Raw genomic sequence first — 24,863 nt, forward strand, 5'->3', positions numbered from 1 at the left:
AAAGATAAAAACAAAACAAAAAGCTTTGGCTACTAGCGCAGACGGAAACGAAAAGTTTCCTTGCCTGCCCTACTTGCCATAGCCGAGACCGTTAGCGTACATTAAAACCAAATGAAGAGAGTAATAGCATTTGCAGACGAATTTGGAAATAATTCCTTTGATTTTGAAAATCAAGGTAGCCATTTCATTATTGCAAGTGTTATAATGAATCAGGATGAGTTGCCAGAAATCCAAGAACAGCTTGAATCAATCAGAAAAAAATACTTTCAAACTGGAGAAATTAAATCAAGTAAGGTCAAGTACAATCACAAAAGGAGAATCTTAATACTAAAGGAACTTCAATCAATTAATTTTTCAGTTTATGCCGTTGTTATAGACAAAAGGAAACTGTTTGGAGAAGGCTTTAAATTTAAACAATCTTTTTACAAATTCTTAAACGGAATACTTTACAAGGAACTATACAGAACATTTCCACAACTCGAATTGAAAGTTGACGAACACGGTGGAAATGATTTTATGAGAAGTTTTAAAAAGTATGTAGAGAAAAATCACATCCGAAATCTATTTACGGGTTCTGAATTCAACATTAAAAAAAGTCATAATGATTTAGGAGTTCAACTTGCTGATTTTATGGCTGGCACACTTGGCTATATTTTTGATGAAAATAAAAAGTCGGACAAGTCATCTGAATTTGCAGAAATTTTATCTGATAAGCTTATAAGTCTCAATCAATTCCCCAAAGAATATAAATCAGAGGAATTCAATGAAGAAGAGACATTTAACGAATATGATGATACGATTGCAACTTTAGGACTAAATAGAGTTTTTGACTACATAGACAAAACAACTGGTAATAGTCAAGATAACCTTGACCGTTTAAATTTTGCAAAACTACTCTTGCTTTACCATCAATCAAATCATCCAAAGAAATATACTACATCTGCTGAATTTATTAAGCATCTGAATGTAAACAGACAAAAGGATTTGAGTAAAGAACAATTTAGTTCTAAAATAATTGGACATTTAAGAGACAATGGATTGTTGATTGCAAGTAGTAGAGATGGATATAAAATTCCAACTTCGGCTCACGATATGAAAAAGTTTATAAAACACGGAAAGAGTATTGTATTTCCTGTTTTGAGACGGATTGAGGAATGTAGGAATGCTATTCTTTTGGCTACGACAAACGAATACGACATTCTGAACGAAAAGGAATTTGAAAAACTAAAAGAACTAATAAATAACGTACGCTAACATTGGCTATAAACAATTGGGGCGAAAGTGATAAAACGATTCAAAACATATAAAATAAAGGTCAGTTATAATCCGAAAAGCTAGTGCATAAAATCCGCTACTACTCATACACGAGACCGATGCACAATGATTCATATCATTCCAACAGTTTTTCAGATATTCATCGGTCGCTTCGCTCGGACACCTAAAGGTGAACCCCAAGTCATCCCGGTCCAAACCCTCTAAATATTCCCCAAGAATCACTAATTTTGTACGCTAAATAAAACGTAATGAAAAAGGTAGTGGTAGGGCTTTCCGGTGGGGTCGATTCCAGCGTAACGGCCTATCTGTTAAAGGAGCAGGGCTATGAGGTCATTGGTCTGTTTATGAAGAACTGGCATGATGATTCCGTGACCATTTCCGAAGAATGCCCGTGGTTGGAAGATAGCAACGACGCATTGATCGTGGCCGAGAAGTTGGGCATTCCTTTTCAAACTGTAGATTTAAGCGATCAGTACAAAGAACGTATTGTCGATTATATGTTCGCCGAGTATGAAAAGGGAAGAACCCCCAACCCTGATGTGCTCTGTAACCGCGAAATAAAATTTGATGTCTTTCTAAAAATAGCCTTGCAATTGGGGGCCGATTATGTGGCTACGGGCCACTACTGTCGCAAGTCCACTTCCGTTGATGCCAACGGAAAGGAAATATACAGCCTTTTGGCGGGCGTAGACGGCAACAAAGACCAGTCGTACTTTCTTTGCCAATTGTCGCAAGAGCAACTGTCGAAAACTTTGTTCCCGATTGGGGAGCTGACCAAACCGGAGGTACGCCAAATTGCTGCTGAAAACGGTTTGATCACCGCCGATAAAAAAGATTCTCAAGGCCTGTGCTTTATCGGTAAGGTACGCCTTCCCGAGTTTTTGCAACAGAAACTAAAGCCCAAAAAAGGGGTGATTGTTGAGGTGCCTTCCGATGTGTCGCAGTACAGTAGGGAGGTTCCCCCATTTGCATCCAAAGAGGCCGAGTTGGCCTTTAACGCTACCAAACCTATCTATCATTTAGAAGATGGCAAAGTGGTGGGCGAGCACCAAGGTGCCCATTATTTTACCAAAGGGCAGCGCAAAGGCTTGGATGTCGGCGGAACCAAAGAACCGCTTTTTGTCATCGAGACCGATGTTGATGAGAACGTCATCTATACGGGGCAGGGCAAGGCACACCCAGGGCTGTACCGTAAAACTCTTTTTGTATCCGATGACGAGCTGCATTGGGTGCGTACCGATTTGGCCTTGCAACCCGATGAGCAAATGGAGGTGATGGCCCGCATTCGCTACCGTCAGCCCTTGCAAAAAGCAACCCTGTATAAAATCGATGGCGGACTCTATGTTGACTTTGAGGAAAAGCAATCGGCCATTACCGAAGGGCAGTTTGTGGCCTGGTACCAAGGCGACGAGCTTTTGGGTTCGGGGGTGATTGCTTAAGGAGTAACGATGACACCTTGAGCGCAGGCGAGAGGACATTGTTTCACAGTTGGATGAGGTCTCGACTCCGCTCGACCTGACCATTTATTTGACTTAAATAAAACATATGCCCATGCCCAATAAAATCACCGAACTATTTGAAATTGAATATCCGATCGTGCAGGCCGGAATGATTTGGGCCAGCGGTTGGCGATTGGCTTCCGCGGTTTCCAATGCCGGTGGATTGGGCGTTCTGGGTGCCGGAAGCATGTACCCAGAAGTATTGCGCGAGCATATTTATAAATGTCAAAAAGCAACCGATAAGCCTTTTGGCGTGAATGTGCCCATGCTGTATCCCGATATCGACCGATTGATGGATATTATCATGGAAATGGGAGTGAAGATTGTTTTTACTTCTGCCGGAAACCCGAAAACATGGACGTCCGTTTTACAGGAAAAAGGTATTAAGGTCGTTCATGTGGTTAGCAGTGTCAAGTTTGCCCTCAAGGCCCAGGAAGCCGGGGTTGATGCCATCGTAGCCGAAGGTTTCGAAGCCGGAGGCCATAATGGTAGGGATGAGACCACCACCTTGGCACTTATTCCGGCCGTTAAGGAACAAATCGAGATTCCCCTGATCGCTGCCGGTGGTATCGCTACCGGAAGGGCCATGCTGGCCGCCATGATTCTCGGTGCCGATGGGGTACAGGTAGGTACACGTTTTGTAGCCAGTAACGAAGCCTCATCGCACGAACTGTTCAAAAGGAGCGTAGTAGAAGCAGGAGAAGGGGCTACCCATCTTACCTTAAAGGAATTGGCACCCGTGCGGTTGATCAAAAACAAGTTTTACAACGATGTGCAAGAGGCCTATGCACAAGGAGCTTCAGTGGAGCAATTAAAATCGTTATTGGGTAGGGGTAGGGCCAAACTGGGTATGTTCGAAGGCAATATGGAAGAAGGTGAATTGGAAATCGGTCAGGTTTCCGCTATAATACATGACATCAAACCGGCAGCGGACATAGTTGCCGATTTGATGTCAGAATTTAACTTGGCCAAAAAGGAGGCCGCTAACTTATGAGTTCGGTTCTTGCTTTAGTTCCGCAAGAAATTCGATAAGATCTCTTAATTCTCTTTTGGTAATCAATTTACCCATGGCAGGCATGGCCGAAGGCATATTTTCCCTTTTTGATATTCTCGAAAGAGGCACTTCTAAAGGTTCGGCCTGATTGGTTCTTAAAATAAGCTCGTGCTCATTTTCCTCCTCCAAAATTCCGTTGACTTTCTGTCCGTCTTTTAAGGTCAGGGACACACTACCATAACCAGGTGCCAAACGGGCACTAGGCTCGATGAGCGATTCTAAAATCTGTTCTCTGGTCAGGGTGTTTCCGATATTTTCAAGTGGTGGGCCTACGGTACCACCGGCACCACCAATGGCATGGCATCGGGTACATTGGGCCGTCGGGTTGTTGTTGAACACGCGGTAGCCATCTCGACGGTTACCACCGACCAAGGTTTCTTTATAGGCTTCCACCGAATTGCCATCCCCTTTTATTTCTTCCAACTGGGCAATCAACGCGGATGATTCGGTCGCCTCAACGGCTTCCACCAAATCAAGAATAACACTTTCATTCAATCGGTTGGACTTGGCATCGGCGATAAGGCCGGCGAGTACATCACCACTCTTTTCCTCAGGAAGTTCCCCTAAAACACTGAGCATACGTTGTTGTTCGCGTACCGAACCGCTTTTAAAGATAGGCTTGACCACATTAGGTAGGTTTTCCTTCGAAATTTCCAATTGCGGAATCAAGCCAACAGCGGTCGTTCTGACCATCGGTTCTTTATCGCGCATACCCAATTGCATCGCGCCTTCGATATTGTCGAACTGAAGTTCACCAAGGGCCTTTAATATTTCGGAACGTACCTCGGGCGACTTGTGCGTCTTCATAATATTGAAAAGACGGGTGTTCTGACTGTCGATACCCAAATTGGCCAAGGTCTTGGTAATACCTATCAATATTTCTGGGTTTCTATCTTCTATAAAATCAGGAATATCTTTGTCAATCTTGGTCTTTACTCCTTCAACATCCCTCTTCACTTCACCTCTGAATCGGCCGTCGACACGGTCTAGAACAGAAGGTTCTGCCCACATACCGATAGCGGCCAAGGCTTCCCCACGCAACGTGCTCGATACGTCTTGGCGTTTGGCAAAAGCGATCAAATTTTCCAATTCTTTATCCCCGCCCACGCGAAGAGCGGCATTAATGGCCCTTCTTTGCAACGGCTCAGAGGTGAAATCTTTTGAGTTCAGCATGTTGGCCAGAGCAGGCAATGCTTCCTTGATCGACCAGTCATCATTGATGGCACGGGCGGCCTCAGTAGCTACAAATTCATCTTCGTCGTTCAAGAACTCTTGAACTTGGGCATCTTGTAATGCTCTTAATACCAAAACGGCGGCAATACGTAAGCTTTTGTCTTCATTACCGGCCAAGGCAACCAAAGGATCGGCCTTACCGATTCTGGTCAAGGCCAAAACCGCGGCATGCCTCAGATATACATCTTCGTCATCGTTGGCCACAATCATATCTAACAAGGGCTGTACGGCCTTTTCATACTTGATTCTACCAATGGCCTGCGCTGCAAAAAACTTCACTCTAGGGTTATCGTTCTTGAGCAGTTCAACATAGGTGTCGGCGGGGTCGGTGTATTTTACGTCCCCTAAAACTTTTAATGCCTGAGCAATGATCTCGGCATCGCTATCGGAAAGCAAATCGACCAAAACCTTGGCATTGCCCAAATCCTCAGCAGCTTTTTGACCGATACCCCAAATAGCGTGTATACGGGCAAATTGATCTTGACCTTTTAAAGCGGTCTCTTTTAGGACCTCGAAACCATCAGAGCCATTTTTCACTAATTGAAACTGTGCGCGCTTGCGTATTCTCATATCGGAATAGGAAAGCAAATCTTTTAACTGGGCATTGGACTGTTCGGCATAGTCAAGGGTCATCAACCTTTCGGTTTCCTTTCTTTCTTTTTCCAAGTCGTCTTTTCCGCTGGAAACGTCCAATTTCCAAACACGACCATAGTTTTTGGTATTCCACCCATTGATCCAGTCGGCTACGTAAAGCGCACCGTCAGGTCCGAATTGAATACCGGTAGGAAGCACACCGCTTAGAATACTTTCATCGCTCTTCAATTCAAAAGAGGCTCCTTTTGGTTGAAGGTCGAATGCCCAGATGTGAGATCGGTCGGGGTTACCTACGAATTCCACAAGAAAAAATTTGTCCAACCAGTTTTTGCCCAAGGCCGTACCTGGGTTGTACAACATACCCGTTGGTCCGTTATGAAAGTTTTGAATAGGAGGGATGATGTGCGCCGCCTGACCTTCCCATCGTGGAACGTACAGCTTTTCATCCATCCAAACATTATAACCATTGTTCTTGCCGTCGGTGTACTTACCGTACTGCCAGTTGGCTCGCCAACCTGCATCGGAACCTTCTACGATATGAACGAGGCGTTCGCTTTCACCGGCGTGGTCGCCATCGTTATCGGCAGAAATGATATTACCATAGGCATCGAAAACGAACTCGTGCGTATTTCGAAGTCCGTGAGCGAAAATCTCAAAGTTACTTCCGTCGGGGTTGGATCGAACGATTACCCCTTGGTTAGGGTATTTATGCTTTTCGCCATCTACCGTGGTGATATTGGCACCGATATCGCCGATACCCCAATAAATTTTTCCATCGGGGCCTTCAGTGGCACCTGACATACCATGGCCGCCAAAACCGATATGAACGGCAAAACCGTTGGCCAACGAGGTCTTTTCATCCAAAATCAAATCGTCGTTCGTGTCGGTCAATCGCCACATATCAGGGCCTACACCTACAAATACATCTTCATCCCTCACGAGAAGGGCACCCGCTACGTCGGTAATTTCATCATGAAAATCCTCTAGAATTCTGGTGGCCTTATCCGCAACGCCATTGCCGTTACTGTCCTCAAGCATCCAAACTTCTTCTTTTTCAACTGCCAAATCTTTCCAGTCATGGCTACCATCGCCGTTTAGGTCTTTAAGCCATTCATTTTCTTCACTGTTTTCAGGAGCAAAGGTCTTGTGTAAAAAGGCCCTACGGTCTTCGGGAGACTCCCAAGAAATGGAAGGAGTCATCCAATCGCGATAGCCCCTGATATCGAATTCAGAGTTTTTCTGTCTGTTGGTTCTGGTGAGGTAGACCCTGCCGTATTTGTCCATTTGCATGGCAATCGGGTCGGGCGCCAGAGAGTCGGAAGCCCAGAGGCTCAGTTCTAGCCCTTCGGCTACTTGAGGGGAGATACTTTCCAGTATTTCCTTCGCCCGTGAAACTTCGGTCAAAGAGTCCTCACGCACCACCAAGGGCGTTTCTTTCGGCTTTTTGGGTTCGGAGTCACAGGAGGCTAAAATGACAAATGATAGGGCAAAGGGTAGTAGATAGTTGAGTCTTGAAGTAACTGTCATTGGTTATAATTTGGTATGGATTATTGCTAGCAGATAAAAATAGGGAATAATGTATAGACTATTCAAAAATTTACCCTAGATATTGTTAATCTTCTTGCTGTGCAGCAATAGCCCTGATAATCATCATGGCACGCTCATATTCATCTTCGTGAACATGAATTTCCAATTCGCCCCCAACATTGGCCGCAAAACCAGCCAAACGGGCCGATTCCGATTCATCTTTTATGATGGGAGTTACTTCAATTTCATTCAGTTTTTCTTCGATTCTCTGTACGGTGTAGCGATTGCCGGAGAATATTTTTCTATAGCTCGAATTCATAGCGCAAATTTTAGTTCAAGTTATAGAATATAGCCGCGTAATCATATTAAAATGAGAACGCTATCAAATTAATTGTTGACCCTAATTCGGAGTGTTCGGACGCTCGTTTTTTTCAAAATCATAGGGGCATGCGGCGAAGTAATCTTGAATACTGAATTTTCTATCGACGAATTGTTCGGGCAAAATTTTAAAATGCTGAATGCGATCGACACGAAAGGCCCGGTAGCCTTCCCTAAGATGGCACCAAGCGAGAAGAATCCATTTGTTTTCGGTGGAAAAGAAAACGTAAGGTTCGATTTTTCGAAAGGATATCTCGGTATCGTTGGCCTTGCGGTAGTTGATCTCGACGTAATTCAGATGCGTAATGGCAATTTGAAGTTCGGATAAAGCATTACTGGCAAAACTTTCTTGGCGCGGTTCAAATACATGAATTTTTGAACTCAATATTTCGCTCTTTTCCAAAACCGTTGAGCGAAACACCGATTTGATCTTGATCAGCGCTTCCTCAAAATCCTTCACAAATGAAGCGTCTTTGCTGTTGTTGACCAGATGGTGTGCGGTAATCAGTGCGTTGGCCTGTTTTTCGGTAAATTGGACGGGGGCCACGGTATAACCGTCCATAAGGGTGTAACCCCTGCCTTCCAAAGTCACCACGGGAACTCCAGACTCAATGAGCTTTTGAATATCGCGATAAATAGTGCGAATGCTCACATCGTACCTTTCCGAAAGTTCGGAAGCGGTCAAGACCCGACGCGATTTAAGCAAGGTCAATATGTTGATCAATCGAGATAACTGAGACATGGTGAGGTAAAGTTAAGAAAGCGGATTGGTATGAATGCCATCTTGAACCGGAGGGGTATTCAAGATGGCATTCATTTTTTAAAGGATTAGTTCCAAGAATGCAGGGCCACTTTGTTGCCTTCGGTGTCCATGATATGGGCCATGTATCCGTTTTCCCCAATATCGGTTTTAGGAATGACCACTTTGCCGCCAGCAGCTTCTACCCGTGCTAACGGAATGGCCAAATCGTTTCCACCATCCAGATAAACCGTAACCCCTTCAGAAGAAGGGTTGGCCCCTTTCATTTCCATTATGGCGCCACCGACCTTATTATTGTCGGAATCGTAGGGAAAAACACCGTACTTGCTTTCGGGCATAGGAACTTCCCTGATTTCAATATCCAAAATAATGGAATAAAAATCTTTCGCTCTTTCGAAATTTTTGACTGGAATTTCAAACCAGCTGATTGCATTGGTCATGATATTTGTTTTTAGAATTAAACTTTGACCCAAAGGTATTTTCGACCAATGTCAGTATATGTCAGGGGTATTTTTATAAGGATGATTTTTTTGAATTTATTCTCTTTTTTGAGAGAACAACCAAGGCAATTTTTCTTCGGTATCATTGACTTTCGACCACACGGCATGGCCGACGCCTTCAAACTCAAGGTATTTTGGTTTTCCGCCTTTGGCCCTGATGGCCTGTATCATATCCCGTGAAAGTTTTGTGGGCACATTGGTGTCTTCGGCGCCATGAAAGGCCCATATAGGCATATTCACCAACACTTCAGCTAGGTCGGGGTCACCACCGCCACAAACCGGCATGGCAGCTGCAAACATTTGAGGATTTTTGGCGATGAGATTCCAAGTGCCAAATCCGCCAAGAGACATGCCCATGACATACCTGCGGCTTGTATCTATGTTAAATTCATTTTCAAGGGCAGCCATAGCTTCGAGTACCAAATCTTCTATGCTGCTGTAATTGGGAATTCCACCGAAACTATGCCCCGGCGGGCATTGCGGAACGAATAAAAAAGCCGGGTATTTTTGACGGTTGGCCGGTTCCGCAAGTTTACGCGCGAACATCGCGGCTTCTATTTGCCTGATATTATCCGAGCCGTTGCCTCCGCCATGATGCAGGCAAACCGCTAAGGGATATTTTTTATCGGCATTGTAATTTAAAGGCCGCAATATCCGATAGTGCAACGTCTCTCCCGACGTGCCTGTAAATGAACGCATTTCGAAAATACTGGCCATCTCTTTTTGGCTTTGCGTGGCAGGGGTGTACTTGAGATTGTTTTGAAAGGCATCTTTAACGAGTAGAAAGAGGGTGGCAAAGATGAACAACCCTATGGTTATTTGGCCAAAGAGGTTTAAAGAACGCGTCTTTTTAGGAGGTTCTTTTACTTGTTTTAATTCTTCCCAAAAATGAGCTATCAAAGGGATAGACACAAGGCTGCCGATGACCGTAAGTGCATTGTGCAGTAAACCAATCGTTTCCCTCATTTCGTAGCTGGAGGCTTTCGAGGCCCCAAGCGAGGCAGCGATAAACAACAAGGAAACCAAAATCAACATTCCTCCTGCCCATCTGAGCCATTTGTGATAGTTCGTTTTACTGATTATAAGTGTTAGCCCGTACAAAAACATAGAGGATAACATACAGAGGTAAATAGCATGGTAATAGCTTTCTAGCCGCTGGGCCGTAACCATAAAATAAATGACCGTTAAATGGCAGAGCGAGAAGAAGAGGTATTGCAGGCAACCGAGGGTCGCCCACCAATACCTTTGGTGGTAATAGTAGATAATTAAAAATAGGTTGCTGAATATCGTAACTAGGCCATACGTTAAAAACCAAATATCAAAAGAAGTGAGATACCTGATCTTAATGCCGATTTTCAGGTTGATGATAGAGGCAACGAAGAGGGTTATAAAGCTGAAGGCCAAAAAGAAAATCGTAAAGTGATAAAAACTTCTTTTTGGCCTTATATGCTGCATAAACCGTTATTATAAGTGGTCTTTCAATTTTGTTTTACGAATCTTAAAGGACGCGTTGCCAGACGAACCTAATCTTTAACGATGGTCGTGGTCGTAATGCTGTTGAAGAATATCATCACCAAAATCATTCTCTAGATCTCTAACCACTGTATGCACATGGTTGTTATTGTTTTGGGTATTGTCGTATTCAATTAAAAGGGTAGGCCCTTGAATACTGTAATAGTGGCCTTGCCCTCTTTCAAGACTTCCGGCCCAGGCGAAATAAAGTTCGTCGATACCTTCTTTCTCTATTTTGGCCTTGAACTTTTCAGAAAACTTTTCTTCGTAATTATCGAGGTACAATTGAAGCAAGTTCCAAAAGGTCTTTTGTTGATCTTTGGTTAAATCGGAATATTTGATACCGGTATGCGCCAATTTTTCAGCTTTGGAGTGATTGCTGGTAAACATGTCGGCAGGGGCCGTTTCAGAGAAGCGAGCCACTTTTAACTGCTCTGGGTCAAGTGCGTTGACCATGGCGTAACCTAGGTCGGTCTCTTTTTTCAAAACTTCATGTCCTTTTCTCTTTCCTTCCAATACCCTTCCCGGATTAGAACCTAAAAAGAAGGGAGTGCTAGATACCAAGGCACCCTCTGAAGCCAAAAAGTTCAATGAGATATGATGGCCCTCAAAACGCCAACCCCAAAACTGTTCTTCAGCGGGGTCGCCGAAAATCCAGAAATGGTAATTAAGAGGGTCTCTTTTGGCCGTTCCATCGGGCATTTTCGGGTTATTCTCGAGAACGATAAGTATGTTCTCCAAATCCATAATAGCCTTGGTCTTTTCATAGGCTTCGGTACTGATGGAAGCTTTTAAAAGTGCAAGCGCCGCTTTTGTTTGGGCTTCGTTATATTGGTTGAAGGTCGTTCCCTTTCGGTAAACAGGGGTATAGAAGAAACTTTTGCGCTCGTCTGAAGTCAGTTCATAAAGCGTTTGTTCTCTCAACTCTTTGGAGAGCGAGCTTAAAAAATCGTTGGCCAATTGATGCAGTTCTTGTGCTTGGCCCTTCAAGAAAAACAAGCATAGGGTGTATGCTAAAAGGTACTTTTTTGACATGGTCTGGTAGTTTCAGTTTGTTAAAGCGATAAAAGGTACTACAAATTCTCTAATATGCTTGAAACCTACAAGATAAACCTTGGTAATCAAGTTAAAGTGGTAAGCTTGGAGTTAAAATTAAAGGTCTAAGGCCCTTCTGTATTGAAGGAGGTTCAATTTGGGGCGTTCCAAAAGTTTGAGGTTCGTGTACCCTAGTTTTTTTAGACTGCGGTGCAATTTGCTAAAACGATTGCCATCGGTGATTAGGCGTAACTCATAATCTTCGCACTTGATGTGAACCCTGGTTTCGGTAATCTTGTATTCTGAAGGATATACTTTGAGGTGGCGAGAGATTCGGTTGGGGATGCCCAATTTGGATAAAATATACATCGGAGACATATAAAAAGTGTCGATGACCTCTTTGCCTCGAATGAGGGTAATCGATTCAATCTCGTTTTTTAGTATGGGTATGATGGAGTCTTTCTCAGTAAAGTTGCCAACGACCATAAGCCCTTGAGGAAGCACCTCTAGGTTGCATTTGGTCTGGCTCAAAAGAACATCTGTTTTGTGCTGTTTGTTCTTGTAATCAATTAAGCGATAATGATATCTGGATTTCTTCCCCGTCCATTTTGACAAAAGGTTCAATTCGCCAGCGTGTGAATTGGTAGAGCCTTTAACTCCCATAGCTAACCTGAGTTTTGAGTTGTTCATGAGTTGGTGCCGTAGCACCGTCGGGGGAAGGCTAATTTATGTATAATTGTCCACTTTTTTGACACCGATTGGTATAGTCAAACGGTTCATTACAGCATATAAAAGATGTCAATGGTCGATGAAACAGCGCATTTTTCAGGCTCAGCAATTTTTGAATTATGAATTAAAAGTTATTAACAAATTATATTAATCCGAAATTCGTAATTGAATAGATGATTTTTTGATTAAATCGCAATGCTTTTGCTGATGGGACGAATACCCAATTTATGGGGTGCTATTTGCCTATAACAGACCTCTCGATTTGATTTCGAGATATTTGTTAATCGTTTTAAGGGTGAGTTCTTCCGGTTTGGTGAGAATGGTCTGAATACCGTACTTATGAAGCTCTTTTTGCATCAGCTGTTTTTCGGAAGAAAATTTCTCGGCGATGGTTTGGTGATAGATTTCTTGAAGCGATTGGGTGTTTTTTTCGATAAGCGCCTCGAGCTCTGTATTTTCAAAAAATATGACCACTAAAACATGTTTTTTAGCTATCGCCAATAAATAGGGAAGCTGACGCCTCAAAGCTGAAATATGCTCGAAATTGGTATATAGCATCAATAAACTTCGGTGATTGATCTTGCGCTTCACCTGGCCATAAAGTAATCCGAAATCGGAATCGCTAAATGCCGTATTCACATTATAAAGCTTTTCCAAAATGATATTTAGGTGGGTGACCTTTTGAACTGCGGGCACGAAAGTCTCTATGTTTTTTGAGAAGGTGAGCAAACCTGTTTTATCGTGTCTTTTTAGGGCTATGTTCGAAAAGGCCAACGAAGCATTGATAGCATAATCTAACAATTTAAGCCCGTTAAAAGGCATTTTCATCACCCGACCGGTATCAATTATCGAATAAACAGGCTGCGACCTTTCATCTTGATACTGGTTAACCATTAAATTACTTTGTTTGGCCGTTGCTTTCCAGTTGATGGTTCTGAAATCATCACCGGGTACATATTCCTTAATTTGTTCAAACTCTTGTGTATGCCCGATGCGACGGATTTTCTTCAGGCCCAGATCCGTCAAACGATTGCTGATCGATAAGAAATCGTACTGTTGCATTTGAATAATGCTCGGGTACACCGGAACCATTTCCCCATTTTGAAAAATGAACTTCCTTTTAATAATTCGAAGGGTGGTCGAAGCAAAAACTATAAGGTTACCAAATACATATTCCCCTCTTTCCACAGGGCGAACGGCGTATTCAAATTCGCCATTTTCACCTTTCAACAGGCTATCTCGGTACCGAAAGTCACGCTTTTGAAATTGTACCGGAAGCTCGTCTATAATTTCTAGAAATAGCTTCTGGTTGTAATGGGAGGTATACTCCAGTTTAATCGGATTATAATCGCTGTTGGATAGTTTACCAGGTACCGAGCGTTTCGCCGTGATGGTCTTTGCAGGGCTATACAACAAGTAAATGTCGAACAGAAATAGGGCACATAAAACCCATGTCAAAAGCCAGGCAATAGGGTAGAGGAATGGTACCCAATAAGAGATAACAAAGCAGGCGGCCAGTACTGCGATGTATCTGAAAAATGTGTTGTGTATGTAAAGTGATTTTACAAATTGCATGCCCTATCTAGGGATTTCGACGGATTCGGTAATCATTTGAACCACATTCTCCGTGGTCATCCCTTCCATTTCGCGTTCAGGCGTCAGGATGACCCTGTGGTTAAGCACCGGAACCAAGGCATTTTTAACATCTTGAGGTGTTACAAAATCCCTTCCGTTGATGGCGGCAAAAGCTTTAGCAGCGTTCAATGTGGCAATAGACGCCCTTGGAGAACCACCAAGGTATAGATGAGGGTGATTTCTCGTTTTAGTAATGACCTGGGCGATATAGTCTATGATTTTAGGTTCGACGATGACCTCCTGTATTTTCTTTTTGATGTCGGCCAGTTCAATAGGGTCCAGTATTCCGTTTATTTTTTCTTGTGGCCGGGCCCCTTTTCTTTCGTGATGTGTCTGTAAGATGAGAACTTCTTCTTCAACGGTAGGGTAATCGACCTTTATTTTAAAAATGAAACGGTCTAATTGGGCTTCCGGTAGGGCATAGGTACCTTCTTGCTCAATTGGGTTTTGCGTAGCCAATACCATAAAAGGCGCATCCATTTGATAGGTAACACCATCCATGGTTACTTGACGTTCTTCCATAGTTTCAAATAAGGCTGCCTGTGTCTTGGCAGGGGCCCTGTTGATTTCGTCTATGAGAATAATATTCGAGAAAATAGGGCCTTTTTTAAACTCAAAATCAGATGTTTTGGCACTGAATATGGAGGTGCCCAGAATATCACTTGGCATTAGGTCAGGCGTGAATTGAATACGGCTAAATTCCGTTTTCAAAGTTTTGGCGAATAATTTGGCGGTAATGGTCTTCGCCACACCCGGTACACCTTCTATCAATGCGTGCCCGTCGACCAATAGGGCAACGATAAGTAGTTCGATAAAATTTTCTTGGCCCACTATCACTTGGGCTAGCTCTTTTTTTATGTTCGCTACCGCAGACTTAAGGCTTTCAAGGTCTATACGGTTATTGAAATGAATGTCGTTGTTCTCGTTTTCAGTACTTTCCATGCACTCTATTTTTTGAATTGCTCTATTTGTCTATTTAACTCTTGTAAATCACCATTATCTATGCGTGTCTGTTGCTGTAGTTTTATAACCAATTGAAACAGTTTTTTTATCTCGTCTTTAGGTTGCCCACTTCGCGCGGCCAAGTTGGTATAGAATTCTTCATTCAGTTCTCTGGTGGGCAGATAGAATTTGTTTCGAACATACTCTAAAAAATGCTCCATTTTATATCGCGCAATGGCATCGGCATCTGACGATTCGTAATACATATCGGCAATAGTTCTAGTAAATGCCAATGTTTGGTTGGTCAATGGGCGTATTACGGGTATGGCCCTTTGTTTTCGTTTTCCTTCAAAAATGATATAGATGACGGCACCTATCAGAACCAAATAATAGGCCCACTTAAATTCTTTGTAATTCAAGAAAATATACATGGGCGAAGTGTAGAAAGATTTGCCCGATTTATGGTGATTGTCAAAGTATAATTTTTTTGAACTATCAAAATAGGAGAGAAGCCCTGATGTGTATTCCCTGTTCTCTTTTTTTAGGATAAAATAATTGGTAAACGCTTTGGGAAAGGTACTCAGTATAATCTCACCCTGCCCATGTTTTAAACTAATTACATTGGGGTGGCGGGCTTCTTCAGAAAGCGAGTCCTTTTCCTTTGCCACCGTCCCCAAAATTTTGGCATCAGAAAGACTGTCTTTCGGAAAATAGCTTACGTGATGGTCTTTTTCAAATTGAAAACCCTTGTCTAACTTGAGATACGAATTGACCAAATAGTGCTTGTAACCGCCAAAATTCTCAAAATCACTGAAAAGTGTGTTCGTTGTTAAGTTGAGCGTATCGAGCAAATGTTCTTCAAAATCATTTGAGGCAATATAGGCGGTATTGCCCTGGTCGACCCAATCCAATAATGCATAAAGCTCGGTATCGCCAAAATTTACCTTTTCATTGATGAATATATAGGTGCCCTGCACTGAATCGTTTTTGTTCAGAAAATCAAAAGGCGGACTGTACACCTGCTCGCTTTCGGGAAACTCGGTTTCAATAAAATCGGTAAACACTTTGGTGCCATAGGGTATTTTATGGTCATTTACATAAGAAGGAAACCAATTGATGTTCTTGGGCTTACTGTATTGAAGCAGCATAAGACCGGCCACCGTGGCCACTATGATAGCGATATATACAGAACCCTTTTTACCCATTGGAACCCAATTTGGTTTGTAGTTCTAAAAATGATCTTTCTGCCCTAGAATATCCGTTTTCATCAATGGCAAAATCTCCATACCAGATATAATCATACAACCAAGTGATTTTAGAGAAATTCAACTTGATGTCATCGTTATTGATTTCGGCTAGATAATCGCTGTTCGTTTTTTGAAGTTGCCACTCAATAAAATCTTTCTCGGTAAGTAGTTTTAAAATACCAAGGTAATAATACCTAATGGCGAGCCGGTAATTTTTTTGTGCAACCGCTTCTTTGATGAGCTGTTGAATGTCTTCGTTCTTGATGATGTTTTCCTCTTCGGATAAGATAACGGAGTGTTCTCTGTTTTTTGCCCCTTGCAATGTTCTTGCATTGAGTTGCAGAAAGAACTTGATCAAGAGAAAAATAAGTAGGGCCAATAAGATATACGGAACAATCTCTAAAAACGTAGCCAAAAAGCCGGCCGCCTTTTCGATGCCGAACAGCAGCTCGAACAACCTCAGAAACAGGTCGCCCAACCAGGCGGTAAAATCGTTCCACCAACCAATCTCAGACGTCGTGGTTTCATAATCGAACGCCTTGTCCGATTTATACTTTTCTAAAAAACTTTCGGGTATGGTACGAACGTTCAGAGGGGTATCGTCATAGTTCACCTTGGTAGAGTCTTGCTGCCCAAAACCATGCCATGAACAAATAAACGAACCGATTAGAATAAGCAGTCTATGCATTTAGTTATTCCGTTCCACCTAAATTTTTAATTCTTTCATAAGTGCCTGTAAAGTTCTTTTTCTCGTTCAGGTCAAAATAAATTAGAACACTGGCAACTACCGATATAATATTCAAAAGAAACTGGGCCAAAGTACTGAGGCTTCTCAAAAAAATACTGATAGGGTCGCCTACACCAAAGTTTTCGGCATCTACTTCACCTGAAAAGATACCCATTTTGGCGTAAGTATAAATGGTCGAAGGTATAGCAAAGGCATAGCTGGCGACCGTAACGATGATTCCTACCACAAAAAGAGCGGCAAAGGTGGCCCACCAATTATCTTTTACCAAGGTAAAACTATAGCTAAAAGCATCCGAAACACTTTTGCGGCTAAAAACCATGATACTAAAGGTAAGCACCAAAGGCACGTACAAGTACACCCCGGGAATAATACAGAACATAAAACCCACGCCTACACATATACCAACAAGAATACCCAAACCGATAAACTGCCAGAAAGAGCCATACACATTTTTCTTGATTTCATCAAAATTGGTCTGCCCTTGATGATCGGAATACGATTGTATATAAAACAGGGTCGTAGCTTGAGACATAACGTACGTGGCAATTAACGAAAGTACAAAGGCTGCACCGACGACGAAAAGTAAAATGGCGTTCGTGGCATCGGACGAACCTTGCATGCTAAAGCTGAAAAAATCACCGAACTGATACATGTAAAGGCCGTAACAAATTAGCATGACTAACAGATAGGGCCCAATAATCTTGAAAAAAGTGGTGAAGAAGGGTTTAAATTCCGCCCGTAAAAAGGCGAAAGTATCCGATAAAATCTCACCTAACTCCCTTTGTTTTTTAAATTCAATGAATTGTTTCATAAATCTCTTGTTGGTATACCGGTTTTTAACTGTTTGGTTTTTGGCCTTGGTCATTATCTACCAATTGATGGGTGGCCAACAATTGTTTTTTATGCAATCGTATAGGGTATATAACGTAGTAAAATAGAATTAGTGCGAGCGAAGATAAAATTATAAGAACTGCCAAAAAATCGGGCATTTCGGTATGTCTGGTCACAAAACCTTCTAAAAACCCCGCAGCTAAAAAAAACGGAACGGTACTCAACATAATCTTAAGTCCGTTCTTAACTCCTCTCTTAAATGATTCCAAACGGGTATAGGTACCCGGAAAGAGTATACCGTTGGCGAGTACCAGACCAGCGCATCCCGCAATGATAATAACCGATATTTCTATGGTACCGTGGATCCAGATTGTTCGGGCCGACTCCCATAAAAGTCCTTTTTCATAGAAAAAATACTGAAAACTGCCTAGCATGATTCCGTTACGCATGATAACGAACAAGGTTCCGATGCCGAGCATAATGCCGAAGGCAAACGCCATGAGAGCTACCCGAATGTTATTGATAGTAATACCTAAGAACATATTGAACTCGCCCATTTGCTTGTAAACAGCCATGGGGTCTCCTTTTTCAATGTTTTCCAAGGTCATATTTACATAGCCATCTCCTAAAATAGAGCGAACAAATTCACCTTCGTTGGCAGAAGAAAAAGCACCGACAATTGCGAAAAATAGAAATACTAGAAAAGCGATTAAAAGTTCTCTATGAAACTGGTGGAACATCAGGGGGAATTCCGTTTTCCAAAACTCGATAATTCGGTTTTTAGGTTCCCGTTTGGTCTTATAAATCTTTTGATGTGCCTGGGAGGCGAGCGAATTTAAATATCGTTCGGTATTACTACCTTGATAAAATGTTTTGGCATAACTCAGATGGTCAGTAACTTCTATATAAAGATCAGACAATTTATCTGGAGGTAGCGTCGTTTTGTTAGCCAAGGCATTTTCAAAAGTAGCCCATTTATCTTTATTTTGCTTAACAAAGGCGGCCTCTCGCATGCGTAAGGTGTTATAACCCAAAGAAACGAAACTATGGAGCAATTTCAAATAGAAACCGCCCAAAATATAACCATCGATCAAAACACGGCTCATCTGGGGGATCGTATGCTTGCCTTTATCATCGATACTTTTGTTATCATTTGCTATTTGTTCCTGGCCTTTTACTTATTGTCTGCCTTAAATATCGATTTTGGTGATACTTGGGCATTTTACATGATATTAAGTTTACCGGCATTTTTGTACTATGTCATTTTAGAAACTTTATTGAACGGGCAAACTATTGGTAAGCGATTAATGAAGGTGAGGGTGGTTAAATTGGATGGTTCAAAACCCGGGTTGTCAAGTTTTGTCATTCGTTGGGTACTCCGCATTATTGATGTGTCGCTGTCAACGGGGGGTGTTGCCGTATTGACTATCTTAATTCGTGGAAACGGACAACGGGTGGGCGATATTGCCGCTGGTACAACGGTCATTAGTGAAAAAAAGCGGGTGTCGTTACAAGACACTTTGTTGAGAGAGCTTCCTGTCGACTATAAACCTACATTCCCTCAGGTAACCGTTTTTAAGGATCATGAAATACAGACCATTAAAGAATTGTATGATTCTGCCAGAAGAAATGGAAACCATAACGTTATCGTGTCTTTGGATTATCAGATAAGAAAGGTCACCGATATTACAACGGAGTTAAAACCTATCGACTTCATAGATTTGGTCATCAAAGATTACAACTACTACACCCAACAGCTTTAACCTGTTAATTACCATCAGATTTAATTGCCAAATTATCTTTAAACCCACTGGGTTTGGTTGGGCAAAATGATACTTTTGCGCCTTCATTAAAAATCGAGTTCAAAGTGTTTTATTTTGTTATTGATATTTTAGGAACGATTGCATTTGCCATATCAGGTGTTTTAGTGGCCATGAACAAGAAATTAGATTTGTTCGGGGTTTTCATTATTGCATTTGTTACCTCAGTTGGTGGCGGAACCCTTCGTGACGTTTTGATTGGGAACACCCCTGTTACGTGGATGCAGGAAAGTATTTATATGTTGATTATAGCCTTAACGGTCGTTTTCGCCATAATCTTTTCGAACCACTTGCATCACTTGAGGAGAACCCTCTTTTTGTTCGATACGATTGGGATTGGCCTTTTTACCTTATTGGGTATTGAAAAGGGATTAACAGCGGATTTGTCACCCATTATGTGTGTGGCCTTGGGCACGATTACCGCTTGTTTTGGTGGGGTGATCAGGGATATTCTTTGCAATGAAATCCCTATTATTTTTCGCCGTAAAGAAATTTATGCCACGGCCTGTATTTTAGGAGGTAGTAGCTATTTTCTACTGATATTGCTGCCGTTTGATGGGGCCTATGCTTATGTAGCCGCTATTATGATTATCATCGTCGTTCGGCTTATGGCGGTAAAATTTAATATTACCTTACCGAATATTTACGGCAGGCAAAAAGCTTAACCAACCTTATTTTACGATTTCGGCCTTTTCGATGTATACGTTTTGGTGTGGCCAATCGCCATCGCCCACTTCTACATTATTGATTTTATCCACAACGTCCATACCCTCGATAACACGGCCGAAAGGGGTGAAGTCGCCATCTAAATGATACGAGCCCGGTTTTGTAACCACGATAAAAAACTCAAAAGGAGAAGCCAACATGTGAGGATTATCTATTTCACTACTTGGCATAGAAATGGTGCCCCGGTGATGATTGTAACCTTTACGTGTATCAGGTGGCAATAGATAGCGCCCGATATTATTTCTCTTTTCGGCCGTTTTCGAATCATCGGAACTACCGCCCTGAATGATAAAGTCTTTTACAACCCTATGAAATTGGGTGCCATCGAAATACTTTTTACGGGTCAGGTATATAAAGTTAGCCTTGTGATAGGGCACGTCATCATATAACTGCACAGTAAAACTGCCAAATTCGGTGGTGATTTTCACCTTATCGACCTTCAGGCCTTTTTGGTAGTCAAAGAAAAAATCAATGGCATTTTCTTCGGTGAGAAGAAATTTTTCCTTCTCTTTTTCGATTGTATCTGTTGCAATGGAGTCCTTTTGAACTTCTTGTCCTGTTTCTTTGGATTCGTTTTTCTTAGGAGATTCTCCACATGAAGAGACTAAAATTAGTAGTAATATTGCTAGGGAATAGAATTTTTTTAACTGCATGAAATTTGATGAGTTTTCCTTAAGGATTCCAAAAATAAAAAATCTGCCGTTACCCGGTGAGGCATCCCATTTAAAAATGGCACCCCAATTCCGTATAGAGGAGCTTCGAAAAGCCCGCCAAAAGGCAAAAAACTCTAAGAAGGCAGGTGTTATGGCCCTCTTTTATCCCGGAGCCAATGAAGAGACCCACTTTTTATTGATTTTACGAAAAAGCCACCCCAAAGATGTACACTCCAATCAAGTTGGTTTTCCTGGTGGAAAATTGGAAAAAAATGATGTCGACTTGGCCCATACCGCACTTCGGGAAACACAAGAAGAGGTAGGGGTAGACCCCAATGAAATCGAAATTGTTAGACCTTTAAGTGAGATTTACATACCCCCAAGCAATTTTGAAGTCTATCCATTTTTAGGACTTTATGCGAAACCAGCCTCTTTTATACCACAAGTGACCGAAGTAGCTGCTTTGGTAGAGGTTCCGTTAAGCCAGTTTTTAAGTGATGACGTGATTTTCACGCAAAAACTAAGCACCTCCTACGCTAAAAATGTGAACGTACCGGCCTTTAAATTAAATGGTTATACCGTTTGGGGAGCTACCAGTATGATGCTCAGTGAAATCAAGATACTACTGCATCAGGTTTTATAGGGGGTTATTTCGTAAATTTGCCCTCTATGGGCTTATTTAAGAGAAATCCGTTTGGCCATATTCTTTATTTTAAGAAGTGGCTGATTCGCATTTTGGGTGTTATGACCCACTCCAGATACAAACAATTTAACAAGTTGGAGGTTGACGGTTCGGAAATTATCAGGCAATTGCCTGACAATAATGTTTTGTTCGTCAGTAATCACCAGACCTATTTTGCCGATGTGGTGGCCATGTTTCATGTGTTCAATGCCAGCCTTAGTGGTAGGGTCGACAACATCAAGAACGTTGCCTATATCTGGAACCCCAAATTGAACATGTATTACGTGGCAGCGGCCGAAACCATGAAAAAAAGTTTGCTGACCAAGATATTTGCCTATGCGGGTTCTATAAGTGTAGAACGTACTTGGCGGGCAGGGGGGCAAGATGTGAATCGCCAAGTGAAAATGAGCGACATTACCAATATTGGCCGAGCGTTGGACGATGGTTGGGTGATTACCTTTCCCCAAGGTACCACTACCCCTTGGAAGCCCTTGCGAAAAGGTACTGCACATATCATTAAGAAATACAAACCCATTGTTGTACCCGTTGTCATCGATGGTTTTAGGCGTTCATTTGATAAAAAAGGACTTCGCATCAAGAAAAAGGGCATTCTTCAGTCGATGGTGATCAAAGAGCCTTTGGATATCGATTATGACAACGAAACTTTTGAATCGATAATTGAGAAGCTTGAATATGCCATTGAGCAGCACCCTTCTTTTTTAAAGGTGATACCCAAAGATGAGCTGTTGGCATACGAAGAAGAAAACGAACTCCGCCGTTTTAGAAATCGTAATAAGTTTTAAACCTCAAGCTGTTTCAGTTCTTTATAGTTCTTATTAAGCTTCCTCAAGAGTATACCGTACAGTAAAAAGTAGATACCACCCATAAAGGCGATAAACAGCACACTAAAAATGCTAATGGCCCAAAGCATGATCTGTTTGAATTTCTCTTCGGAAACATCAGGGTTTTCCGTAGGAAAGACTTCCAATATATGGTCGTTGAGGTAAATACCGACAATGATCATCACACAGGTAATAAACAAAAAGGTAAGTCCGAAAATAATATAATACTTCACCGTTTTTCGGGTGCGTATTATCTTTTCCATAAGGTTCTTGGCATTGTCCAAGGTTGAAATTTCGCGATACCTTTTATAGAAGAGAAAGATAAAATAAAAGGTAACTGCATAACCCACCACCCAAAGACAGGTAGAGATGTTTTTAATGCCCAATTTATCATAAATATCAATACTATCTTGCATACCCGGTAGTAGGTACAGCAAGTGCGGCACGGTAAACTCTAAAATACTGATGGTAAATATCCACTTGACGATGGATGATGATTTTTTCCACAGCATTTTATGAATCTCGTTAAACGACAACTTGGGAAGATGCTCGTCTTTCTTCTGCCAATCTTTTTTTAGTAATTCCAGTTCGTCCATCATAACCCCTTTATGGATTCAATATGGTTCTTAATTTTTTCTTCACTCTATTCATCTTCACTCTCGCATTAACCTCGGTAATACCCAGTGTTTCGCTGATTTCCCTATAATCCTTATCCTCCAAATAAAGAAACACCAATGCCTTCTCAATATCGCCCAGCTGTTTTACGGCCTGGTACATTAGCTTTAGCTGCTCTTCTTCGGTAGGATCATATTCGTCGGCTTTTATCTTAAAAATTACCGAATCGTAATCTTGTGTTTTTACACGTCTTTTCGATTTTCTGTACAACGTAATGGCGGTGTTGAGTGCCACGCGGTACATCCAAGTACTAAATTTCGATTCGCCCCTGAACTTCGGGTACGCTTTCCATAATTGAATGGTGATCTCTTGAAAGAGATCATTATGCGAATCCCGGTCATTCGTATAAAGGGTACAAACCTTATGAACAATGTTTTGATTGTTCTCAAGTTCCGTCACAAATTGATGTTCCAGTTCTTTGGTCACGTGTAGTCGGTGGGTTGCTAAACAATAAGTATGAAATTACTTTTGATTGTTACACCCGAACATAAGAAAATTACATTTAATATAAAGCGGGTTTCGAAAGATTGGTCGAATGCGGTGATTCCTAAGGGTCGAATGTTTATTTTTGGTTGAACTAAAATATGTGTATGATCGATTCAGATGCCCTGAATATACCTCGAAGCAGTTTTCCGAGAGTGGTTATTGTCGGTGGCGGCTTTGCCGGTGTGGCCATGGCGAAAGAGTTAAGTGGTAAAGAGGTTCAAGTAGTATTGATCGATAAAAACAACTACCATACCTTTCAGCCGTTGCTTTATCAGGTTTCTACCGGCGGTCTCGAACCGGATAGTATTGCATACCCCATTCGTAAGATTTTACAAGATTATCCGAACTTTTATTTCCGAATGGCCGAACTGCAACAGGTGCTTACAGAGTCGAATGAACTTGTGACCAATTTGGGCATGTTGGCCTATGATCATTTGGTCATTGCAGTGGGATCCGAAACCAATTTTTTTGGTAATGATGAGATTGAGCAAAATGGTATGGCCATGAAATCGATACCGCAATCATTGAACTTGCGGAGTATGATTTTAGAGAATTTCGAACAGGCTCTATTGACCGACGATTTGCATGAGAGAGATGCCTTAATGAATTTTGTTATAGTGGGTGGAGGGCCTACCGGAGTAGAACTCGCTGGTGCCTTGGCTGAAATAAAGAAGGGTATTCTGCCGAAAGATTATCCTGATCTTGATACCCGGCGGGCTCAAATCAATTTGATTCAGTCGGGAGATAGAATTTTAAAGGAAATGAGTGAAAAGGCCTCTAAAAAAGCAGAGGACTTTTTAGAAGGTTTGGGCGTTCAGATATGGAAAGAAACCAGGGTCACTGGCTACGATGGAAAAAAAGTAACCACTAAAACCGATTTAAAATTTGATGCAGCTACCCTAATTTGGGCCGCTGGGGTCAAGGGAGTGTCGGTAAAAGGCCTTGATTTTGAAAATATTGTTAGACCGGGCAATAGGCTTAAGGTCAATGAGTTTAACCAAGTAGAGGGCTATACCAATGTTTACGCCATTGGTGATATAGCGTGTATGGAAAACGATGACACCCCTAGGGGTCACCCGATGATGGCACAACCTGCCATTCAACAAGGCAGGCATTTAGGCGAAAATATTGTTCGGGCGTTAGATAAGAAACCTTTTAAACCTTTTGAATACAAAGATAAAGGCAGTATGGCGACCATTGGTCGTAACAAGGCCGTTGTTGATTTAAAAAACTACAGGTTTCAAGGGGTGTTCGCTTGGTTTGTCTGGATGTTCGTTCATCTTTTCTTTCTCATAGGTTTTAGAAATAGAATCGTAGTCTTTGTGAACTGGGTCTATAATTATGTGCGCTTTGATAGGGAAGCTAGATTGATTATCAGGCCTTATCAAAGAGATTATTCTCAGTTTAAGGATTCGGATACGGCTTAGACCATTTTCCATGTACGTTATTTAAGAGTTAAATAAGGTTTTTAGAACATCTT

The 24,863-nt window shown here is 41.9% G+C and carries 24 protein-coding genes; 8 read left to right on the plus strand and 16 right to left on the minus strand.

Going from position 1 to position 24,863, the window contains the following annotated elements; genetic code table 11:
• Positions 1–111 precede the first annotated feature (111 nt).
• The 3 genes from IL356_RS13840 (at position 112) to IL356_RS13850 (ending at position 3,768) form a co-directional block, all read left to right on the plus strand.
• On the plus strand, positions 112–1,254 hold the full coding sequence (locus IL356_RS13840; protein WP_121848163.1) for a DUF3800 domain-containing protein: 1,143 nt from the start codon (positions 112–114) through the stop codon (positions 1,252–1,254).
• Positions 1,255–1,523: 269 nt separating this feature from the next.
• Positions 1,524–2,714 carry a tRNA 2-thiouridine(34) synthase MnmA gene (gene mnmA / locus IL356_RS13845; protein ID WP_121848164.1) on the plus strand — a complete coding sequence of 397 codons (1,191 nt, stop codon included), beginning with the start codon at positions 1,524–1,526 and terminating at the stop codon, positions 2,712–2,714.
• Positions 2,715–2,826: 112 nt separating this feature from the next.
• Positions 2,827–3,768, plus strand: coding sequence for an NAD(P)H-dependent flavin oxidoreductase (locus IL356_RS13850; protein WP_121850641.1), 942 nt, complete (start codon positions 2,827–2,829; stop codon positions 3,766–3,768).
• Here the strand turns inward: IL356_RS13850 and IL356_RS13855 are convergent.
• From IL356_RS13855 to IL356_RS13915, 13 genes are all read right to left on the minus strand, one after another.
• Positions 3,763–7,182 carry a HEAT repeat domain-containing protein gene (locus IL356_RS13855; RefSeq protein ID WP_121848165.1) on the minus strand — a complete coding sequence of 1,140 codons (3,420 nt, stop codon included), beginning with the start codon at positions 7,180–7,182 and terminating at the stop codon, positions 3,763–3,765. The genes IL356_RS13850 and IL356_RS13855 overlap by 6 nt on opposite strands.
• An 85-nt stretch (positions 7,183–7,267) precedes the next feature.
• Positions 7,268–7,501, minus strand: a complete 234-nt coding sequence (locus IL356_RS13860; protein ID WP_121848166.1) for a putative signal transducing protein — start codon at positions 7,499–7,501, stop codon at positions 7,268–7,270.
• 81 nt (positions 7,502–7,582) lie between these two features.
• The gene (locus IL356_RS13865) at positions 7,583–8,302 is read right to left on the minus strand and encodes a helix-turn-helix transcriptional regulator (RefSeq protein ID WP_121848167.1); all 720 of its coding nucleotides are present in this window, start codon (positions 8,300–8,302) and stop codon (positions 7,583–7,585) included.
• Positions 8,303–8,388: 86 nt separating this feature from the next.
• Positions 8,389–8,760, minus strand: coding sequence for a VOC family protein (locus IL356_RS13870; RefSeq protein ID WP_121848168.1), 372 nt, complete (start codon positions 8,758–8,760; stop codon positions 8,389–8,391).
• A gap of 96 nt (positions 8,761–8,856) precedes the next feature.
• Positions 8,857–10,275 (minus strand): carboxylesterase family protein, encoded by a 1,419-nt coding sequence (locus tag IL356_RS13875; RefSeq protein WP_121848169.1) that lies wholly within the window; start codon positions 10,273–10,275, stop codon positions 8,857–8,859.
• Positions 10,276–10,350: 75 nt separating this feature from the next.
• A complete protein-coding gene (locus IL356_RS13880) occupies positions 10,351–11,367 on the minus strand; it encodes a DUF3500 domain-containing protein (protein ID WP_121848170.1) in 1,017 nt (338 codons plus the stop codon).
• Positions 11,368–11,484: 117 nt separating this feature from the next.
• On the minus strand, positions 11,485–12,030 hold the full coding sequence (locus IL356_RS13885) for a hypothetical protein (RefSeq protein WP_162987825.1): 546 nt from the start codon (positions 12,028–12,030) through the stop codon (positions 11,485–11,487).
• Between the two features lie 309 nt (positions 12,031–12,339).
• Entirely contained in the window at positions 12,340–13,671 is a 1,332-nt protein-coding gene (locus IL356_RS13890; RefSeq protein WP_121848172.1) for a DUF58 domain-containing protein, read from the minus strand.
• A gap of 3 nt (positions 13,672–13,674) precedes the next feature.
• Entirely contained in the window at positions 13,675–14,673 is a 999-nt protein-coding gene (locus IL356_RS13895) for an AAA family ATPase (RefSeq protein ID WP_121848173.1), read from the minus strand.
• A gap of 5 nt (positions 14,674–14,678) precedes the next feature.
• A complete protein-coding gene (locus IL356_RS13900; RefSeq protein ID WP_121848174.1) occupies positions 14,679–15,878 on the minus strand; it encodes a DUF4350 domain-containing protein in 1,200 nt (399 codons plus the stop codon).
• Positions 15,871–16,608, minus strand: coding sequence for a DUF4129 domain-containing protein (locus IL356_RS13905; protein WP_121848175.1), 738 nt, complete (start codon positions 16,606–16,608; stop codon positions 15,871–15,873). The genes IL356_RS13900 and IL356_RS13905 overlap by 8 nt, the downstream gene beginning before the upstream one ends.
• A 4-nt stretch (positions 16,609–16,612) precedes the next feature.
• Positions 16,613–17,479 carry a hypothetical protein gene (locus IL356_RS13910; protein WP_121850642.1) on the minus strand — a complete coding sequence of 289 codons (867 nt, stop codon included), beginning with the start codon at positions 17,477–17,479 and terminating at the stop codon, positions 16,613–16,615.
• Positions 17,480–17,504: 25 nt separating this feature from the next.
• Positions 17,505–18,512 (minus strand): stage II sporulation protein M, encoded by a 1,008-nt coding sequence (locus IL356_RS13915; RefSeq protein ID WP_121848176.1) that lies wholly within the window; start codon positions 18,510–18,512, stop codon positions 17,505–17,507.
• 33 nt (positions 18,513–18,545) lie between these two features.
• On the opposite strand from IL356_RS13915, the gene IL356_RS13920 reads away from it, so the two are divergent.
• Both IL356_RS13920 and IL356_RS13925 read left to right on the plus strand, forming a co-directional pair.
• Positions 18,546–19,262 (plus strand): RDD family protein, encoded by a 717-nt coding sequence (locus tag IL356_RS13920; protein ID WP_121848177.1) that lies wholly within the window; start codon positions 18,546–18,548, stop codon positions 19,260–19,262.
• Between the two features lie 104 nt (positions 19,263–19,366).
• Positions 19,367–19,984, plus strand: a complete 618-nt coding sequence (locus IL356_RS13925) for a trimeric intracellular cation channel family protein (protein WP_121850643.1) — start codon at positions 19,367–19,369, stop codon at positions 19,982–19,984.
• A 6-nt stretch (positions 19,985–19,990) separates the two neighbouring features.
• On the opposite strand, the gene IL356_RS13930 is transcribed toward IL356_RS13925, so the two are convergent.
• On the minus strand, positions 19,991–20,698 hold the full coding sequence (locus IL356_RS13930; RefSeq protein ID WP_121848178.1) for a peptidylprolyl isomerase: 708 nt from the start codon (positions 20,696–20,698) through the stop codon (positions 19,991–19,993).
• Between IL356_RS13930 and IL356_RS13935 the strand changes: the two genes are divergently transcribed.
• The gene (locus IL356_RS13935) at positions 20,697–21,341 is read left to right on the plus strand and encodes an NUDIX hydrolase (protein WP_121848179.1); all 645 of its coding nucleotides are present in this window, start codon (positions 20,697–20,699) and stop codon (positions 21,339–21,341) included. The genes IL356_RS13930 and IL356_RS13935 overlap by 2 nt on opposite strands.
• A gap of 26 nt (positions 21,342–21,367) precedes the next feature.
• Entirely contained in the window at positions 21,368–22,183 is an 816-nt protein-coding gene (locus IL356_RS13940) for a lysophospholipid acyltransferase family protein (RefSeq protein ID WP_121848180.1), read from the plus strand.
• Here IL356_RS13940 and IL356_RS13945 read toward each other — a convergent pair.
• Positions 22,180–22,821, minus strand: a complete 642-nt coding sequence (locus IL356_RS13945) for a hypothetical protein (protein ID WP_121848181.1) — start codon at positions 22,819–22,821, stop codon at positions 22,180–22,182. The two genes, IL356_RS13940 and IL356_RS13945, sit on opposite strands and share 4 nt — an antisense overlap.
• Before the next feature lie 7 nt (positions 22,822–22,828).
• Complete coding sequence (locus tag IL356_RS13950) at positions 22,829–23,323, minus strand: RNA polymerase sigma factor (protein ID WP_121848182.1); 495 nt, start codon at positions 23,321–23,323, stop codon at positions 22,829–22,831.
• Positions 23,324–23,505: 182 nt separating this feature from the next.
• On the opposite strand from IL356_RS13950, the gene IL356_RS13955 reads away from it, so the two are divergent.
• Entirely contained in the window at positions 23,506–24,810 is a 1,305-nt protein-coding gene (locus tag IL356_RS13955) for an NAD(P)/FAD-dependent oxidoreductase (protein ID WP_121850644.1), read from the plus strand.
• Positions 24,811–24,863 lie beyond the last annotated feature (53 nt).

This window comes from Euzebyella marina (assembly GCF_014855515.1).
In the GTDB taxonomy this organism is placed as follows: Bacteria; Bacteroidota; Bacteroidia; order Flavobacteriales; family Flavobacteriaceae; genus Euzebyella; species Euzebyella marina.

What these genes read in the sequence shown, in the direction of transcription:
- IL356_RS13870 (WP_121848168.1), bottom strand. Translation starts at nt 8,760, where the DNA reads ATGACCAATGCAATCAGCTGGTTTGAAATTCCAGTCAAAAATTTCGAA.
- IL356_RS13930 (WP_121848178.1), bottom strand. Translation starts at nt 20,698, where the DNA reads ATGCAGTTAAAAAAATTCTATTCCCTAGCAATATTACTACTAATTTTA.
- IL356_RS13860 (WP_121848166.1), bottom strand. Translation starts at nt 7,501, where the DNA reads ATGAATTCGAGCTATAGAAAAATATTCTCCGGCAATCGCTACACCGTA.
- IL356_RS13905 (WP_121848175.1), bottom strand. Translation starts at nt 16,608, where the DNA reads ATGCATAGACTGCTTATTCTAATCGGTTCGTTTATTTGTTCATGGCAT.
- IL356_RS13910 (WP_121850642.1), bottom strand. Translation starts at nt 17,479, where the DNA reads ATGAAACAATTCATTGAATTTAAAAAACAAAGGGAGTTAGGTGAGATT.
- IL356_RS13935 (WP_121848179.1), top strand. Translation starts at nt 20,697, where the DNA reads ATGAAATTTGATGAGTTTTCCTTAAGGATTCCAAAAATAAAAAATCTG.
- IL356_RS13890 (WP_121848172.1), bottom strand. Translation starts at nt 13,671, where the DNA reads ATGCAATTTGTAAAATCACTTTACATACACAACACATTTTTCAGATAC.
- IL356_RS13940 (WP_121848180.1), top strand. Translation starts at nt 21,368, where the DNA reads ATGGGCTTATTTAAGAGAAATCCGTTTGGCCATATTCTTTATTTTAAG.
- IL356_RS13855 (WP_121848165.1), bottom strand. Translation starts at nt 7,182, where the DNA reads ATGACAGTTACTTCAAGACTCAACTATCTACTACCCTTTGCCCTATCA.
- IL356_RS13895 (WP_121848173.1), bottom strand. Translation starts at nt 14,673, where the DNA reads ATGGAAAGTACTGAAAACGAGAACAACGACATTCATTTCAATAACCGT.
- IL356_RS13840 (WP_121848163.1), top strand. Translation starts at nt 112, where the DNA reads ATGAAGAGAGTAATAGCATTTGCAGACGAATTTGGAAATAATTCCTTT.
- IL356_RS13900 (WP_121848174.1), bottom strand. Translation starts at nt 15,878, where the DNA reads ATGGGTAAAAAGGGTTCTGTATATATCGCTATCATAGTGGCCACGGTG.
- IL356_RS13920 (WP_121848177.1), top strand. Translation starts at nt 18,546, where the DNA reads ATGGAGCAATTTCAAATAGAAACCGCCCAAAATATAACCATCGATCAA.
- IL356_RS13915 (WP_121848176.1), bottom strand. Translation starts at nt 18,512, where the DNA reads ATGCGAGAGGCCGCCTTTGTTAAGCAAAATAAAGATAAATGGGCTACT.
- IL356_RS13865 (WP_121848167.1), bottom strand. Translation starts at nt 8,302, where the DNA reads ATGTCTCAGTTATCTCGATTGATCAACATATTGACCTTGCTTAAATCG.
- IL356_RS13875 (WP_121848169.1), bottom strand. Translation starts at nt 10,275, where the DNA reads ATGCAGCATATAAGGCCAAAAAGAAGTTTTTATCACTTTACGATTTTC.
- IL356_RS13850 (WP_121850641.1), top strand. Translation starts at nt 2,827, where the DNA reads ATGCCCAATAAAATCACCGAACTATTTGAAATTGAATATCCGATCGTG.
- IL356_RS13945 (WP_121848181.1), bottom strand. Translation starts at nt 22,821, where the DNA reads ATGATGGACGAACTGGAATTACTAAAAAAAGATTGGCAGAAGAAAGAC.
- mnmA (WP_121848164.1), top strand. Translation starts at nt 1,524, where the DNA reads ATGAAAAAGGTAGTGGTAGGGCTTTCCGGTGGGGTCGATTCCAGCGTA.
- IL356_RS13880 (WP_121848170.1), bottom strand. Translation starts at nt 11,367, where the DNA reads ATGTCAAAAAAGTACCTTTTAGCATACACCCTATGCTTGTTTTTCTTG.
- IL356_RS13885 (WP_162987825.1), bottom strand. Translation starts at nt 12,030, where the DNA reads ATGGGAGTTAAAGGCTCTACCAATTCACACGCTGGCGAATTGAACCTT.